At 72.5% G+C, this 14,099-nt stretch carries 22 protein-coding genes and 2 pseudogenes; 20 read left to right on the forward strand and 4 right to left on the reverse strand.

Going from position 1 to position 14,099, the window contains the following annotated elements:
- The first annotated feature begins 162 nt into the window (after positions 1-162).
- The 13 genes and pseudogenes from ACFVSN_RS29950 to ACFVSN_RS30010 form a co-directional block, all read left to right on the forward strand.
- On the forward strand, positions 163-732 hold the full coding sequence (locus ACFVSN_RS29950; RefSeq protein ID WP_387602475.1) for a DUF6328 family protein: 570 nt from the start codon (positions 163-165) through the stop codon (positions 730-732).
- Between the two features lie 35 nt (positions 733-767).
- The gene (locus ACFVSN_RS29955; RefSeq protein WP_387602478.1) at positions 768-1,787 is read left to right on the forward strand and encodes an SDR family oxidoreductase; all 1,020 of its coding nucleotides are present in this window, start codon (positions 768-770) and stop codon (positions 1,785-1,787) included.
- Positions 1,788-1,944: 157 nt separating this feature from the next.
- Positions 1,945-2,118, forward strand: a complete 174-nt coding sequence (locus tag ACFVSN_RS29960) for a CsbD family protein (RefSeq protein ID WP_387602481.1) — start codon at positions 1,945-1,947, stop codon at positions 2,116-2,118.
- Positions 2,119-2,315: 197 nt separating this feature from the next.
- The gene (locus ACFVSN_RS29965) at positions 2,316-2,498 is read left to right on the forward strand and encodes a hypothetical protein (protein ID WP_387602484.1); all 183 of its coding nucleotides are present in this window, start codon (positions 2,316-2,318) and stop codon (positions 2,496-2,498) included.
- Between the two features lie 192 nt (positions 2,499-2,690).
- Entirely contained in the window at positions 2,691-3,140 is a 450-nt protein-coding gene (locus ACFVSN_RS29970; RefSeq protein WP_387602487.1) for a Na+/H+ antiporter subunit E, read from the forward strand.
- Positions 3,137-3,397 (forward strand): monovalent cation/H+ antiporter complex subunit F, encoded by a 261-nt coding sequence (locus ACFVSN_RS29975; RefSeq protein ID WP_387602490.1) that lies wholly within the window; start codon positions 3,137-3,139, stop codon positions 3,395-3,397. Before ACFVSN_RS29970 ends, ACFVSN_RS29975 begins: the two co-directional genes overlap by 4 nt.
- Positions 3,398-3,500: 103 nt before the next feature.
- Positions 3,501-3,806, forward strand: a complete 306-nt coding sequence (locus ACFVSN_RS29980; RefSeq protein ID WP_387602493.1) for a monovalent cation/H(+) antiporter subunit G — start codon at positions 3,501-3,503, stop codon at positions 3,804-3,806.
- Positions 3,803-4,075, forward strand: coding sequence for a Na(+)/H(+) antiporter subunit B (locus ACFVSN_RS29985; protein WP_387602496.1), 273 nt, complete (start codon positions 3,803-3,805; stop codon positions 4,073-4,075). The genes ACFVSN_RS29980 and ACFVSN_RS29985 overlap by 4 nt, the downstream gene beginning before the upstream one ends.
- Complete coding sequence (locus ACFVSN_RS29990) at positions 4,072-4,812, forward strand: MnhB domain-containing protein (protein WP_387602499.1); 741 nt, start codon at positions 4,072-4,074, stop codon at positions 4,810-4,812. Before ACFVSN_RS29985 ends, ACFVSN_RS29990 begins: the two co-directional genes overlap by 4 nt.
- Positions 4,809-5,153 (forward strand): sodium:proton antiporter, encoded by a 345-nt coding sequence (locus tag ACFVSN_RS29995; RefSeq protein ID WP_387602502.1) that lies wholly within the window; start codon positions 4,809-4,811, stop codon positions 5,151-5,153. Before ACFVSN_RS29990 ends, ACFVSN_RS29995 begins: the two co-directional genes overlap by 4 nt.
- Before the next feature lie 7 nt (positions 5,154-5,160).
- Positions 5,161-7,005 (forward strand): complex I subunit 5 family protein, encoded by a 1,845-nt coding sequence (locus ACFVSN_RS30000; protein ID WP_387602505.1) that lies wholly within the window; start codon positions 5,161-5,163, stop codon positions 7,003-7,005.
- 437 nt (positions 7,006-7,442) lie between these two features.
- Positions 7,443-7,640 (forward strand): annotated as a pseudogene (locus ACFVSN_RS30005) (serine/threonine-protein phosphatase); the annotation flags it as partial.
- A 22-nt stretch (positions 7,641-7,662) separates the two neighbouring features.
- Positions 7,663-7,965: pseudogene (locus tag ACFVSN_RS30010) on the forward strand (glutathione-dependent formaldehyde dehydrogenase); the annotation flags it as partial.
- A 256-nt stretch (positions 7,966-8,221) separates the two neighbouring features.
- On the opposite strand, the gene ACFVSN_RS30015 reads toward ACFVSN_RS30010, so the two are convergent.
- The gene (locus tag ACFVSN_RS30015; protein ID WP_387602508.1) at positions 8,222-8,527 is read right to left on the reverse strand and encodes a hypothetical protein; all 306 of its coding nucleotides are present in this window, start codon (positions 8,525-8,527) and stop codon (positions 8,222-8,224) included.
- Positions 8,528-9,097: 570 nt separating this feature from the next.
- Here ACFVSN_RS30015 and ACFVSN_RS30020 point away from each other — a divergent pair.
- Positions 9,098-9,481 carry an aldo/keto reductase gene (locus ACFVSN_RS30020; RefSeq protein ID WP_387602511.1) on the forward strand — a complete coding sequence of 128 codons (384 nt, stop codon included), beginning with the start codon at positions 9,098-9,100 and terminating at the stop codon, positions 9,479-9,481.
- 50 nt (positions 9,482-9,531) lie between these two features.
- Here ACFVSN_RS30020 and ACFVSN_RS30025 read toward each other — a convergent pair whose 3' ends face one another.
- Positions 9,532-9,951, reverse strand: coding sequence for an SsgA family sporulation/cell division regulator (locus tag ACFVSN_RS30025; protein ID WP_387602513.1), 420 nt, complete (start codon positions 9,949-9,951; stop codon positions 9,532-9,534).
- An 828-nt stretch (positions 9,952-10,779) separates the two neighbouring features.
- On the reverse strand, positions 10,780-10,941 hold the full coding sequence (locus ACFVSN_RS30030; protein WP_387602516.1) for a YqaE/Pmp3 family membrane protein: 162 nt from the start codon (positions 10,939-10,941) through the stop codon (positions 10,780-10,782).
- Between the two features lie 315 nt (positions 10,942-11,256).
- On the opposite strand from ACFVSN_RS30030, the gene ACFVSN_RS30035 reads away from it, so the two are divergent.
- The 6 genes from ACFVSN_RS30035 to ACFVSN_RS30060 all read left to right on the forward strand — a co-directional run bounded on the left by ACFVSN_RS30035 (position 11,257) and on the right by ACFVSN_RS30060 (position 13,410).
- Entirely contained in the window at positions 11,257-11,424 is a 168-nt protein-coding gene (locus ACFVSN_RS30035; RefSeq protein ID WP_387602519.1) for a hydrophobic protein, read from the forward strand.
- 54 nt (positions 11,425-11,478) lie between these two features.
- A complete protein-coding gene (locus ACFVSN_RS30040; protein WP_387602522.1) occupies positions 11,479-11,640 on the forward strand; it encodes a hypothetical protein in 162 nt (53 codons plus the stop codon).
- 133 nt (positions 11,641-11,773) lie between these two features.
- The gene (locus ACFVSN_RS30045) at positions 11,774-12,097 is read left to right on the forward strand and encodes a plasmid stabilization protein (protein WP_387602525.1); all 324 of its coding nucleotides are present in this window, start codon (positions 11,774-11,776) and stop codon (positions 12,095-12,097) included.
- Between the two features lie 91 nt (positions 12,098-12,188).
- Positions 12,189-12,392 carry a hypothetical protein gene (locus ACFVSN_RS30050; protein ID WP_387602528.1) on the forward strand — a complete coding sequence of 68 codons (204 nt, stop codon included), beginning with the start codon at positions 12,189-12,191 and terminating at the stop codon, positions 12,390-12,392.
- Positions 12,393-12,575: 183 nt separating this feature from the next.
- Positions 12,576-12,722 (forward strand): hypothetical protein, encoded by a 147-nt coding sequence (locus ACFVSN_RS30055; protein ID WP_387602530.1) that lies wholly within the window; start codon positions 12,576-12,578, stop codon positions 12,720-12,722.
- 277 nt (positions 12,723-12,999) lie between these two features.
- Complete coding sequence (locus ACFVSN_RS30060; protein ID WP_387602533.1) at positions 13,000-13,410, forward strand: RidA family protein; 411 nt, start codon at positions 13,000-13,002, stop codon at positions 13,408-13,410.
- A gap of 258 nt (positions 13,411-13,668) precedes the next feature.
- On the opposite strand, the gene ACFVSN_RS30065 is transcribed toward ACFVSN_RS30060, so the two are convergent.
- Positions 13,669-14,099: transposase (locus ACFVSN_RS30065; protein WP_387956884.1), on the reverse strand; the 431-nt coding region annotated here is incomplete at its 5' end.

Consider the following 14,099-nt stretch of genomic DNA (forward strand, 5'->3'; position numbering starts at 1 on the left):
GCGTCGCCGCGCGAACGACCGGCACCTGGGGCACCGCGTCGGGCGCGGACGGGCGGACCGCCTGTTGGTCGTCCATGACCCGCGTTTGCCCCTCCTCCGTGCGGCTACACGCGCGAACGAACGAGAACCGGCTGAGGGCGGGACGGACCCAGAGGCGATCCCATGGCGGCATTCGGCACCAACCGGAACGGACGCGTCCACGCGCCGCGGACCGGACGGCGGGAGTCCGCCGACGAGCGGGCCGACCGGCGCTGGACCGACCTGCTCCAGGAGGTACGGGTCGCCCAGACCGGTTCCCAGGTGCTGTTCGGCTTCCTCCTGAGCGTGGTCTTCATGCCCCGGTTCGCGGAGCTCGGCGGTTTCGAGCGGGGGCTGTACGTGGTCACCGTCGTCTTCGGCGCCCTCGCCACGGGTGCGCTCACCGCGCCGGTCGCGTACCACCGGATCTTCGCCGGACGCCGCCTCAAGCCCCAACTGGTCGACGCGGCGGCACGGTTGGTGGCGGCGGGACTGGTCCTGCTCGCTCTCACCATCGGCTCCGCCCTGCTGCTCCTGCTGCGCGTGGCGACCGGATCCGCCGTCTCCGGCTGGATCGCCGGGGCCGTCATGCTCTGGTTCGCGTTCTGCTGGTTCCTCCTGCCGGTCCAGCACCTGCGACGGCACAACGGGCGGTGCCCGCCGCCTTCGCCCGGATCTCCCGACGGGGACCGCCCCCCGCAGGCCCCGCCCTGACGTTTCGGGCGCGGCGGCGCGGCAAGACGCCCGCCATGACGACTACCAACGCGCGTTCCCGTCCCCGCACCGTGGTCATCACCGGCGCCACCGCCGGCGTCGGCCGCGCCTGCGTGCGGGCCTTCGCCACCGGCGGCGACCGCCTCGTCCTGATCGCCCGGGGCGCGGCCGGGCTGCGTGCCGCGGCGGAGGAGGCCCGCGCGGCCGGCTCCCCGGTGTGCACGATCCCTGCGGACGTCGCCGACCCGGAGGCCTGCGAGGCCGCCGCCGAGCGCGCCGAGGCCGCGTTCGGGCCGATCGACGTGTGGGTCAACGACGCCTTCGTCTCGGTCTTCGCGCCGTTCACCGAGATCGGCGCGGACGAGTTCCGGCGGGTCACCGAGGTCACCTACCTCGGGTACGTCAACGCCACCCGCGCCGCCCTGCGCCGGATGCTTCCGCGCGACCGCGGCACGATCGTGCAGGTCGGCTCGGCCATCGCGTACCGGGGCATCCCGCTGCAGACCGCCTACAGCGGCGCCAAGCACGCCCTCCAGGGCTGGCACGAGGCGCTGCGCTGCGAACTGCTCGCGGCCGGTTCGAAGGTGCGCGTGACGATGGTGCAACTGCCCGCCGTCAACACGCCCCAGTTCGACTGGGTGCTCAACCGGCTGCGCGGCCGGGCCCGTCCCGTCCCGCCGGTGCACCAGCCCGAGGTCGCCGCCCGCGCCGTCCGGTACGCGGCCGACCACCCGGGGCGCCGGGAGTACTGGGTGGGCGGCAGCACCGCCGCCACCTTGATCGCCAACGCCGTGGCCCCCGGCCTGCTCGACCGCTACCTCGCCCGCAACGGCGTCGACGCCCAGCAGGAAGACCGGCCGCGCCGCGCCCGGGACCCGAACAACCTGTGGGCGCCCCTCGACGACTACGACGACCACGGCGCGCACGGGCGCTTCGACGCCGAGGCCCGCGATCACAGCGCGCAGTTGTGGGCCTCCCAGCACCACGGCCTGCTCGCGGCCGGCGGTGCGGCGCTGCTCGGCGCCGCCGCCGGCGCGCTCTCCAGGAGGCGGTGATCGAGGGCTGATGCGCCCGACGGTCGGCCCGCCCCGGCCTGCCCGCGTACGCCGAGCCTCCGGACGGGGAATTCGCCGCGGACGGGCATGGAACCTCGTTCCCCGGGCAGGCGCCGCGAGGGGCGGACCCGCCCCTCCGGCGAAAGGAGCACACGGCATGGCTACCTCGGACAAGATGCGCAACATGGCCGAGAAGGCCCGCGGAAAGGTGAAGGAGGCCGCCGGACGATCCACGGGCGACCGCCGGTTGGAGACCAAGGGCCGGGCCGAGCAGGCGAAGGGCGACCTGAAGCAGGCCGCCGAGAAGATCAAGGACGCGGGCAAGCACTGAACCAGGGCCCGGCGGCCGCTCCGCGCGGCCGCCGGCGCCGGAGGGTCACCGCGAAGGGAGTTGCCAACCACCTTCCGCTGCCCGAGGCCCCGCCGCGTACGAGACGTTCCGGCACAAGCAGAACGGCGTGGTCAAGGTGCTGTTCCAGCCCTGACGTTCCGCCAGGCCCCCCGACGGCGTTCGAGGAGGTGAGCAGGATGAGCGACCGGAAGGAGCACCCGCCGGTGGGCCCGACGTCCCCGGTCGAGACACCGGAGTCGCGGATGACCGGCGAGGGCGGGCCACCGCCCGAGCACGAGGAGGAGAAGGGTCCCGAGGACGGCCCGGAGTACGAAGTCACCGAGCCCGCCCACGAGTCCGCACCACCTGGCCGGGGCTGAGGACCTCTCCGGGGCCGAGGACCCGACCGATCATCACAGGACCCGTTCCCCCGCTGCGGCGAACGGGTGGTCCGGCGAGCCGATCCCGCGTGCGACGGCGTTGCGCGCGGGACCGGTCCGCCGACCGGACGGTACACCTGGGGCCGCTCGCCGTGCCGGCGCGGCCCGGCTGATGACACATGGGGTGGTGCGGTGCGCTCGGCGTTCGAACTCCTGCTCTGGTGGGGCTTGTTGCTTCTCCTCAATACCGTTTTCATCAGCTCGGTGACACCGCTTGAGGTCGCGGTCGGCGGCGGCGTCGCGCTCCTCGGAGCGATCGGCGCCCTCGCCGTCCGGCGCGCTTCCGGCGCAGCGCCCGGCGGTCCGGCCCGGCTCGCGCAAGCGCTCTGGGCGTTCCCGTGGACCCTGATCGCCGACACCGGCCGGCTGGCGCTCGTCACCGTGTCGCCCGCCCGCCGGCGGGACGCCGGCTTCCGAACCGTCCGGCTCTCCCCGGGCACCGGACCGGCCTGGGCCGCCGCGTTGTTGTCGTCGACGCCCGGTGCTTACGTCGTCTCAACCGAGGGCGACACACTCATCGTGCACGCGCTCGGCGGAAGGGGCTCAGCGCTTCAGGCAGCCTTGACGGACGGTGAGCGGTGAACGCGTGGCTGCTCGCGGCTGTCTTCCTCGCCGTCGGCGGGCTCGGCCCGTGCCTGCTCGTCGGGCTGCGCGGCGAGCCGCACGAACGCCTGGCCGGGCTCAACCTGGCCGCCACGATCGGCTCCGCCGTCCTTCTCCTGCTTGCCCAGGGCTTCAGCCGAACCTCGTACACCGACCTCGCCCTCGACCTCGCGGTGCTCTCCCCCGCCGGGACGCTCGTGTTCACCCGCTTCCTCGCCGGAAAGGAACACCGATGAGCGAGCGCAGCGAGCGAATCGTCGAGGGGTGCGCGTGGGCGAATGCCCCTGCCGAGCGATGGGGGTACCTCCCAGCCGTCAAGACTCGGGGAGAGGTGGGCGCATGAGCCGCCACGCCGTCGCCGTGATCCTGCTGTGCGCAGGCACGGCCGCCCTGCTGCTCGCCGCCCTCGCCCTCGTCGTGCTGCCCGGCCCGTACCTGCGGCTGCACGCGCTCTCCCCCGCGGCTGCCCTTGGCGCCCCGCTCGTCGCGCTCGCGCTCGCCGTCGACACCGGGCCGGGGCGCGCAGCGGTGAAGCTCCTGGTCATCGGCCTGCTGCTGGCCACCGGAGGCACGGTCACCACCATGGCCATCGGCCGCACCACCGTCCGCGCCGAGCAGCGATCAGGCCAGGAGGCCGGGCAGTGACCGACACCCTCATCGTGATCGCCCTCCTCCTCACGGCCACCACGGCGACCGCCGCCGCGCTCACCCGCGACCCCGTCCGGCAGGCCGTCGTCCTCGCCCTGCTCGGAGTGAGCCTCGCCGTGCTGTTCACCGTCCTCCAGGCACCCGACGTCGCGCTGTCCCAACTCGGCGTCGGCAGCGCGATCACCCCGCTGTTGATCCTGCTGACCGTCCGCAAGGTGAGCCGCGAGGAGCACGCCGACGACGAGCGCCCGGACCGCAGCGAGTGAGCCGGACCACCCGCCTGCGGCTCTTCCTGACCGCCGCCGCCGTCCTCGCCGCCGCCCTGATCGTCGCCGCCGAGCAGCTCCCCGGCTTCGGCGGCGCCCAACACCCATACGGTGACCGGGCGGTGGCCGCGGGCCTGGCCCGGCAGACCGCCAACATCGTGTCCTCCGTCAACTTCGACCAGCGCGCCTTCGACACCCTCGGCGAGGAGTCGATCCTCTTCGGCTCGGTCCTCGGCGCCGGCATGCTGCTGCGCCTGGCCCGGGACGAGCACAAGCGCCGGGCGGCGGCCGAGCCGGTCCTGCCCACCACCCGCCTGTTCGGCGCCACGCTGCTCCCCGTCACCGTGCTGACCGGCGGGTACCTCGTCGCTCACGGCCAGTTGAGCCCCGGCGGCGGCTTCCAGGGCGGCGTCGCGCTCACCACCGCCCTGCACCTGTCCTACGTCGCCGCCGACTACCTGGTGCTGAAACGGATCCGCCCGCTGGCCGCCCTGGACGTCACGGACGCGATCGCCGCCGGCTCCTACGCCGCCCTCGGCCTCATCGGCCTCGCCCAGGGCGCCGGCTACCTCGCCAACACCCTGCCGCTCGGCACCTTCAACGAGCTGTCCTCCAGCGGCCTGGTGGCCGTCATCAACGCCGCCGTCGGCGTGGAGGTCGGCTCGGCCGTCGTGGTGCTGCTGGCGCACTTCCTGGACCAGGCCGTGGAGGTCACCCCCCGGAGGAACAGCCGATGACCGTCTTCCCGTACCTGGTGGCCGGGTGGATCCTGCTCGCCGGGCTGTACGGCCTGGTCACCAGCCGCAACCTCGTGCAGGCCGTCGGCTGCCTGGCCGTCGCGCAGTCCTCGACGTACGTGCTGCTGCTCGCCGTCGGCTACCGCCGCGACGCCACCGCGCCGGTCTACTCCGACCTGCCGACCACCGCGCCGGTCGTCGACCCGGTGGTCCAGGCGCTCGCACTCACCGACATCGTCGTCGGCGCCACCGTCACCGCGCTCCTCCTCTCCCTCGTGATCCAACTGCGCAAGCGGCACGGCACGGTGGACCCGGAGGACCTGACCGGACTGCGCGGGTGACGCCCCGGTGAACACCGCCGACCTCCTGCCGCTGGCCGTCGCCATCCCCCTGCTCGGCGCGCCGCTGGTGGCCGTCGCGGGGCGGTGGCTGCCCCGCCCGGGCCGCGACGCGCTCGCCACCGCCTGCGCCGCCGCCGACGTCGTCTGCCTCGCCCTGCTCTGGGCCCGCACCGACCCGGGCGGTCGCGCGGTTTCGTGGCTCGGCGGCTGGACGCCGCGCGACGGCCACGGCGTCGGCATCGTCCTGGTCGCCGACCGTCTCGGCAGCGGCCTGGCGCTCCTCGCCGCGGTGCTCGTCCTCGCCGTGTTCTGCTACGCCTGGCGGTACTTCGACGAGCCGTCGGGCGAGCACGGCGGGATGTTCCCCGCCCTCCTGCTGCTCTTCCAGGCCGGGATGTGCGGCTTCGCGCTCACCGGCGACCTCTTCGACGCCTTCGTCTTCTTCGAGCTGATGGGCGCCGTCGCCTACGCCCTGACCGGCTACCGCATCGAGGACCCGCGCCCGCTGCAAGGTGCCCTCGCCTTCGGGCTCGTCAACTCGGCCGCCGCCTACCTCTCCCTGCTCGGCATCGGCCTGCTCTACGCCAGGACCGGGGAACTCGGCATGGCCCAGATCGGAGCCGCGCTGGACGAACGGGCAGCGGCCGGGCACGGCCGGGACACGCTGGTCGTCGTCGCGTTCGTGCTGGTCCTCGCCGGCCCGCTGGTGAAGGCCGCGACGGCGCCGTTCCACTTCTGGCTGCCGGACGCCCACGCGGTGGCACCCAGCCCGGTGTGCATGCTGCTGTCCGGGGTCATGGTGGAACTCGGCGTCTACGGGGTGGCCCGGATCCACCGCGTGGTGTTCGCCGGCGCGGGCGGGCTGCCGGACGCCGTCGTCCGGGACACCCTGCTCGCCGCCGGGGTGCTGACGGCGCTGGTCGGCGGCGTCATGTGCTGGCAGCAGCGCCACCTGAAGCGGATGCTCGCCTTCTCGACGGTCGGACACGTCGGCCTCTTCCTCGTCGGCACGGCCCTGCTCACCCCGGCCGGCCTGGCCGGGTCCGCCGTGTACGTGGCCGGCCACGCGGGCGCCAAGGCCGCGCTGTTCGGCCTCACCGGCGTCCTGCTCGACCGCTACGGCTCGGTGGACGAACACGGGCTGCACGGCCGCGCCCGCGAACTCCGCCTGCCCGGACTGCTGTTCGTCCTCGGCGGGCTGGCCCTCGCCGGACTGCCGCCGTTCGGCACCGGACTGGGAAAGGCGGTCGCCGAGGCGGCCGCCGGGCGCGAACTCGGCTGGCTGCCCGTCGTGTTCGTCCTGGTGTCGGCCCTCACCGGCGGCGCGGTGCTGCGCGCGGGCCTGCGGGTCTTCGGCGGGATCGGCCTGCCGCCCAAGGAACACCCGGAGGTCGCCGCGACCACCGGCGAGGGCGAGGAACCCGAGATCCGCGAACCGGGCCGGCGGCCCCCGCCGCCCATGCTCGTCGTCTCCGCCACCCTGCTCGCCGGCTGCCTCGCCGTCGGCGTCGTCCCGGGCGTCGGCCGGGCACTGGCGGAGGCCGCCGCGGCCTTCACCGACCGCGCCGGCTACCTCGCCGACACCCTCGGCCAGGCCGCACCTGCCGCCTCCCCCGCCCCCGATGCGGGCTGGACGCCCTCCGGTGTCCTCCTCGGTCTGCTCTCCGCCGCCCTGGCCGTCGCCTTCGCCGCCACCGCCGTCCGCCGTGACCCACGACGTCGCACCGGCGCCCTGTACCGGGCCACTATCCTGCCCCTGCGCCGCCTTCACTCCGGCCTGCTCGGCGACTACATCGCCTGGCTCGCCGTCGGCCTCGCCGCCCTGCTGGTCGCCCTCACCGCACAGCTGTGACGAACCCCGAGTCCTCCGGGCACGGGCTGACCGGACAGCCCGGGTTGGATCCAACCGATGCCTGTGACGCCTTGTGGAGCAGGCGGTGTCTCACCGGACTGCCGGCACCGAGACCCCGCTTCATCGGCAGTCACCCGGGCCTGGCAGGACTTGCATCGACGTGTGGAACCACCTCGCCACCCTGACCGCACACAGCCGATGCGAGCGGACCGGGACCGCACCGATATTGGCAGTCCTGGGCTGCGGCTGAGCGGAGTCCGGGAAGAAGCAGCGACTCGACAGGGACACCCGCCGAGGAGACGAGGTCCCGTCTCGTGGCCGAGCCACCGCAGGGGCGTACCCTGCGGGTTCCGCCGCGCGAACGGCCACGAGTCGCGCGACGATAGTGGCCGGGCCCCGGCCTTGACGCGGCCTGCGGCGCCGGTGGGAGATGACGGGTGGCGGATGAGCGGATCGGGCTGGCCGAGCTACTGGCCGAGGACGCGGCACCGGTAGCGTCACTGGACATGGTCGCGCACTACCTGCGGGACCGGTTCGGCGCCCGCTACGTGACGTTCCTGTTCGTCGACGTGGTGGGGCGGCAGGTGGTGCGCATCAGCGAGCAGGACGGACCACAGCGGGGCCGCCGCGCAGAACGGGATCAAGGTCGCCACCGTCGGCTTGGACCGCCTGCACGCCCTCCACCTCGCGGTGGACCTCGTCCGGCGAGGCAGCACCATCTCGCTGTCCGGCGTGTCCGGCGGGATGACCGACCGCGTGCCCATGCTGACCATGTTCGACAAACAGCAGGCGAACGTCCGACGGTAGACGAACGACCTGCTATCGCTGCTCACCCACGACGACCCCCTTGGCGTGGACGGCTTCACCACCCACCGCATGCCGCTGACCGAGGCGCCCGCCGCACACGAGATGTCCCAGCGCAAGCGGGGCGGCGCGATCAAAGTGCTCTTCCAGCCCTGATCCTTCGTCACCACCGGCGGGGCGGATGGGGCCGCGGGTCCCGCCTCTCGCGACCGAGCCGGCGCGCAAGGAGCCTCCCGGCGGCGGACGTCGGCAGGCGCCGCCCGGCCGCGGTGCACCGAGTGGAGAACCCGGTGCACCGCCCTCCTGCGCCGGCAGTACCCCTCCAGCGAGCCGGCACGCGCCGGGGCACGGCCCCGTCCCCGCGGACGCGGCCTTCTTGCGTTCTCACGGCTCGATCTGCTGATCCGTCAACTCATCCGTGGCCCGCGACGTCCAGGCCGGGCGGCCCGGCAACCTCGGGGGCGGTGCTCGCCGCGATGGTCTGGCATGAGCTGCAGGCGTGCCAGCGTGGCCGGTCATGGGTGCGCCGGCGGGGGGCGAGGGTCATGTCGGTGGTGGCCAGGCCGCACAGAGTGAGGGGGCCGCACATGCCCGAGGGCTCCGCGGGGGCGGTGTGGGCCCGGAGCACCGGATGTTCGGGATCCGCCGGTGTGTGGTCGGGCTGGAGTACCCGGACATTGGCAGGTATATCGAGTTCCAGTACGAAAATGGTGTCCATCCGGCCAGCCTGGCCGTCGGACCGTGGTGACGCACACTCACGGCGGCATTCGGAGCAGGCGGTGGCTCGCCGTCCGCGGCGCACTACGCCTGGCGCACCGGCCAACCTGGCCGTCGGTGTGGCAACCGCTCCAGGACGCGGCTGGGGTGGGGAAAGGGTGCGCAGGCGCTCAGCGTGCCGCAGGAGGGCCCGGGGCCCCGGGCCGTCGGTGCTGTAGCGGGTGAGGAGTGCTGGTGCCCGTAGCCCGCCACCGCCGCCTTCATGGTGCCGCCCTCACGGGGGACTGCTGCGCTGCGGTCGTCCCACACGCCGCCGTGCTACGGCGGCCTGACACAGCAGGCGCGGGGCCAGACGCTCCGCCGTCACGGCGCAGGCCAGGGACGTGGCGGGCACCCGAGAGCGGGAGAGGACGAGGCCGGCCTGTCGCCGTTGTGCGCCCGCCGGCCTGTCCTGCCTTCGCGGACCGCCGAGCGGTCCGGCGGTGTGCGGGTCACGCTGGGATCGGCGCTCCGCGTCTCCCGGTCCTGGCCGGACGGCGTCGCCCCGGATCGAAGAATGAGGAAGTACACCGTGCAGCACATCACCCTGAACAATGGCGTCGAGATGCCGATCCTCGGTTTCGGTGTGTACCAGATCCCCGCAGAGAAGACCGAGCAGGCCGTCGCCGACGCCCTGGCCGCGGGCTACCGGCTGCTGGACACCGCCGCCGCCTACGGCAACGAGGAGGCCGTCGGACGCGCCGTCAAGGGCAGCGGCATCCCTCGCGACATCATCACCATCCCCAAGTCCGTCGACCCCGACCGGATGGCGCAGAACATCGACGTCTTCGACTTCCGCCTCACCGACGGCCAGATGTCCGCCATTGCCGCCCTCGACACCGGCGCCACGCTGTTCTTCGACCACCGCGACCCCGAGATGGTCGCCTGGCTCAGCAAGCGCCGGCTGGAGGGCTGAACGCCTGCCCAGGGCCCGCGGGCCTGGGCGAGTCCGGCACGGCTGCCAGATCAGTCGCCGGCGCGCAGGCGGGCGAGAAGCACGTCGACATCGAGGTGGTCGGCCTCCGATCCTGCGGGTACCAGCGTGAACGAGTCCGCGAGGAAGCCGGTCACGGCGTCCTGCGGGGCGCTGACCACCGCCTGGCCGTCCGAACCTTGCAGGGTGATGAGGACTTCACCGGCGGGCCCGGGCCTGACCTTGACGTCTCCGTTGCCGACCGGGGCGTGGCGGCCCTCGTTCAGCAGGTCGCGCCCGAAGTACCAGCACAGCACCGAACCGCTCGCGTAGCCGAAGGGGGCCGACGGGAAGACCAGGCAGGCCGCATAGGGAAGCGTGGCGTCGAAGCGGAGCTCGGCGTCGACCGGGACGTCGGGCCGCAGGCTTTCGGGAAACGTGACGGGCAGCGGGCGGACGGCGGACTTCTGCAAATCCGATCACCTTCCTGGTGGGCACCGATCCGGACAGGCCGGTGCGTGCCAGCAGCGCCTACCCCGGTGTCCGCCCGCCAGCCAGCAAGTCCGATATCTGCACAACTCCCGCGCTTTCGAGGCATGTTGGCCGTCAGCCCGGAAGGCGACCCGGATCGGTTCGAGGTGTCCGCACGCGTCTGCATCGGTGGCCCGACCCTCGGGGCCGCCGGCCGGCGGGGTGTCGGTGAGCACTCGTCAGGCAGGCCGCGCAGGAACGGCCGTCGAGTGGATCGCGCTCGCCGACGGCTGCTTGAGTGCTCGGCTGATTACGCCTCGCATACGAAGGGAGCCCGCTGATGCTTGTCCCGTCCGTGCTGGAGCAGTGTAGGGGTAGGTCGTGGTGAGGGGCTGGGTGATCGGGGCCATCGGCGGACCGGGCGGCCCGCTGCGGCTGGTGACCGGGGAGCTGTCCGAGTGGGGAGCGGGCGGGACCCGGTACTCGTCGTCGTCGTCGAGATGGAGGCCGACCGGGTAGTCCGAACCGGCGTGCCCTCAGCGGACAGCTGAGCGGCCGGCCACTCACAAGGGAGCCGCGATGCCTGCAACGCCGCAGGCGACGGTCGCGTGCTCGGAACGGGACTCGCAACCGCGCCGATTCCCCGGCGGGCGGAGAGGCGGGCGGAGAGGCGGGCGAAGCCGTCGCCCACGTCGGCCAGCGACTGACGGTGACCGGACACGGCTCGTTGCCGGCCGGCGCCAGCAGCCGCACGCCAGGCCACCTCGGGCGGGAGCGGCGAGACGCCCGGCCTTGGCCGGGCGACGCCTCGTCGCGGGTGTCCTGCGCGGTCAGTCCTGGACGACCTGGTAGATGCCGTAGACGACACCGGGCACGTGCCCGCAGAGCTGGAGCAGGAAGGCCCACAGCACCTTCACGCTTGGACCGTCCTTGATGAGCACCGCCAGCCACGGCAGTACCAGGCACAGCAGTATGAGCAGAACCTTCACCATGATCGCTCCTCGCTTCCCCCTGGGACCGCGTCGCCGGGATCAGTTCGGGGCGATCCGGCCTCGTCTTCCTTCCGTGCGTCGTCACAAACCCCTGACGCGGCTTCCCACCCCGCGCCCCGGCAAAACCGCTCGCGGCGGCAAGTCGCGTGTAGAAGGCAGCGCTGTGCCGAACGGGCCAGACGCGGCCGGTGCCAGGCAATGGCACCTACGGCGTGCGTGGGGTTGCGAAGCACGGGTACACGCTCGGGCGCAGCGCCCCCGCTCGATCACCGGGCACGTCCTGGGGCGCCGGAAACGTCGGAAAGGGAGCCTCCCATGCTCGCTCTTGTCCTTATCCTGCTGCTCGCGCTGATCCTCGGCGGCCTGGGATTCGCCGTCCACGTGCTGTGGTGGGTGGCGCTGGTCGTGCTGGCACTGTGGCTGCTCGGCTTCGTCTTCCGCGGTGCGGCAGAGGGCGGACGCAGCCGCTGGTACCGCTGGTAGCCGCGGTCGGCCTCAGCCAGGCCGGCCGTCCCGGCGAAGAAATGGGGGCCCGCTGTGAGCGTGTTCCTGGCGCTGACGGTGATCGCCATCATCCTGGGACTCGTCGGCGTCGTCGTCCACGGGCTGCTGTACCTGCTGTTCATCGGGATCGCGGTGTTCGCGGGCGGCCTGACTCGCCTCACGCTCACCGCCTCCCGCAGGCGTCCTGCCCGCTGATCGGGCCGTCCCGGCCGCCGGCCCGGCGGGGCGGAGCAATCCGGCAGGCCCATCTGCCGCATTCCGGAAGCCTGTGAACGAGTCGCGTCCTACGTTCGGGGTACACGATCCGGCACCCCACAGAGGAGGAATCATGCCTGCGGGTTCGAGCAAGAAGCGTGAGCGACAGTACGAGCACATCAAGGACAGTGCGCTGGAGCGCGGGGAGAGCCAGAAGCGGGCCAAGGAGATCGCGGCCCGGACCGTGAACAAGGAACGGGCCCGGCACGGCGAGTCGAAGACCGCCAGCCGCTCCTCCACCCACGACATGTCCTCCTCCCGGCGCGGCGGATTGCACTCGCACTCGGGCTCCCGGGGGCCCACGTACGACCAGCTGTACAACGAGGCCAAGCAGCGCAACATCCACGGCCGCTCGAAGATGAACAAGAAGGAACTAGCCAGCGCCCTCGGCCACTGAACCTCGCCCCGGCCGACGACGAGCGGCAGCGCCGCCGCCGTCAGGGCAGCCTGGCGCACCGCCACCCGACATCACGGAAGGACGATGCGAGATGAGCACGGACGACACGGGCCCTCGCGACGAGAGCGACGCCTCGCGCGAGGGCGACACGGTACGGGAGCGGTCCGCGGAGGAGCGCAGCATCACGGCACCCACGCCCAAGGACGTCCGGGCCAAGGCCGACGACGTCGACGAGGACGGCGAGGAGGACGGCGAGGAGGCAGAGCCGCCCGCGGCCGATACCAAAGCGCCCTGACCGGCGGCCCCCGGTCCCCAGCACCACCGGCTGCGAGGTCTCTCCTGACCTGACAGCGACAGAAGGAGTCACGGCCGTGGACCGGGCCACCGCCCCACAGGGAGCCAGGACCCGTATGCCCCCGGCACGCCCTGGCCGGCGGGGGTCGACCTCCAGCTGGCCGCCGGCTTCAGCGAGACCGGCGTGCAACGGTGGTGGCCCTCCGCGTCACTGCTCCACTCCAACGGCGACGCCATGGACATCGCCGTGAGCGACGGCCGGACCGCCGACGGTCCCCCGCGCCACCACCGCGCCGCGAACGAACTCATCCCCACCCGCTCCGCACCGTGACTCCAGCGAATCCGGAGACCTGTCCGACCGACCAGCTCATGGTCTCCTCCCGATGATCCCAGGGGGCGCGGATGCGCCGCATGAGCGACGGTGCGGCGAAGCACATCTGGAGGTGCGGCTCACGCTTGTGCATCCCTGGCGGCGCCACCTCGGGCGGCGGTGGATTCCGTTGCAAGCCCGCGGGAATGAATCTCGTGATCTCGTGGCTGTCGGATCAAGTCGGGGTGATCACTGCTCCCCGGCCCCACGTGTGCAGTCTTGAGGGAGTGTCAACAACATGTCCGTTACGCAACCTGCCGCCGAGCGCGTGCGCGTCTCCGCGGAACCCGACTGGTACGAGTCGGCCGGAATATCGCTCGGAGTCCGGGTCGGGAACTTGGTCTTCACATCGGGGCAGGCACCAATTGATGCCCAGGGATCCACAGTCGGCGCGGGGGACTTTGAGGCGCAAGCCCGTCAAGCGCTCGCAAATCTGTCTACGGTTCTGACAAACGCAGGCTCCAGCCTCGCTGACGTGGTCAAGGCGACCGTGTTCGTCACCGACATCGCACAGCAGGACATCTTCGCCAAGCTGCGCGCGGAGCACTTCCCAGAGGAGCCACATCTCGCTGAGTCGTTCGTGGAGGTCTCCTCACTCGCCGACCCCGAGTGGATGATCGAGATCGAGGCCATCGGACTCGTCCGGTGATGCAGCAGGCTACCGCGCGGCCCAGGATTCTTCGCCTTGTCCCCTCGGAAGCTGCTCTGGACGATCCCGATCGTGGGGCGGTGTCGTTATGAACCGACTCGCGAACGCGACGTCGCCGTACCTGTTCCAGCACCCTTTGGAGGCACCCCGCCCTCGGCAGCGCCCCCCAAGAACCGCGCCCTCTCCGAGCAACCCCGCCCTTGGGTCTGTCCAAATGACCGGCTCTGGCCCGTATTCGGTGGTAGCGCTCCGTGGCGATCACCGGAGGAGGATGCGGTGGCGGAGCAGGGGGAATCCGGCGCGGCCGTGCATCTGCCGCATGATCCGCTTAGTTCGTGTGTTGACGCCCTCGGTACGGCCGTTGTGGTGCGGGGTGGTGAGTCCGGCGTCGACGGCGGCCCGGTCGAGTTCCAGGCCGTTCGTGAAGGAGCGTAGGTGGGGCAGGTCGGCGGAGCGAACTGACGCGATCCAGGCGGTGAGCTTGGCGTCGTTGCCCTCGGCCGGCGCCAGTAGTTGGGCGAACTCGCTGGTCAGACAGGCGAGTTCGGTCATCTCGCGGCAGGCACTGGTGAGTTCGCCGAGCAGTGCGATGTCTTTGTCGCGCAGGTTCTCGGGGCGGCTGAGGAGGAGGCGGGCGAAGCCCTGCGCGGTGGTGACGGGCCTGTCGCCCTCGGCGCGGCCCTGGGTTA

This window comes from Kitasatospora sp. NPDC057904, assembly GCF_042887925.1.
Classification (GTDB): Bacteria; Actinomycetota; Actinomycetes; order Streptomycetales; family Streptomycetaceae; genus Kitasatospora.

Excerpts from the sequence above, each read along its gene's own strand:
- ACFVSN_RS29950 (WP_387602475.1), top strand. The coding sequence starts at position 163 with ATGGCGGCATTCGGCACCAACCGGAACGGACGCGTCCACGCGCCGCGG.
- ACFVSN_RS29955 (WP_387602478.1), top strand. The coding sequence starts at position 768 with ATGACGACTACCAACGCGCGTTCCCGTCCCCGCACCGTGGTCATCACC.
- ACFVSN_RS29960 (WP_387602481.1), top strand. The coding sequence starts at position 1,945 with ATGGCTACCTCGGACAAGATGCGCAACATGGCCGAGAAGGCCCGCGGA.
- ACFVSN_RS29965 (WP_387602484.1), top strand. The coding sequence starts at position 2,316 with ATGAGCGACCGGAAGGAGCACCCGCCGGTGGGCCCGACGTCCCCGGTC.
- ACFVSN_RS29980 (WP_387602493.1), top strand. The coding sequence starts at position 3,501 with ATGAGCCGCCACGCCGTCGCCGTGATCCTGCTGTGCGCAGGCACGGCC.
- ACFVSN_RS29995 (WP_387602502.1), top strand. The coding sequence starts at position 4,809 with ATGACCGTCTTCCCGTACCTGGTGGCCGGGTGGATCCTGCTCGCCGGG.
- ACFVSN_RS30015 (WP_387602508.1), bottom strand. The coding sequence starts at position 8,527 with ATGGACACCATTTTCGTACTGGAACTCGATATACCTGCCAATGTCCGG.
- ACFVSN_RS30030 (WP_387602516.1), bottom strand. The coding sequence starts at position 10,941 with ATGGTGAAGGTTCTGCTCATACTGCTGTGCCTGGTACTGCCGTGGCTG.
- ACFVSN_RS30035 (WP_387602519.1), top strand. The coding sequence starts at position 11,257 with ATGCTCGCTCTTGTCCTTATCCTGCTGCTCGCGCTGATCCTCGGCGGC.
- ACFVSN_RS30045 (WP_387602525.1), top strand. The coding sequence starts at position 11,774 with ATGCCTGCGGGTTCGAGCAAGAAGCGTGAGCGACAGTACGAGCACATC.
- ACFVSN_RS30050 (WP_387602528.1), top strand. The coding sequence starts at position 12,189 with ATGAGCACGGACGACACGGGCCCTCGCGACGAGAGCGACGCCTCGCGC.
- ACFVSN_RS30060 (WP_387602533.1), top strand. The coding sequence starts at position 13,000 with ATGTCCGTTACGCAACCTGCCGCCGAGCGCGTGCGCGTCTCCGCGGAA.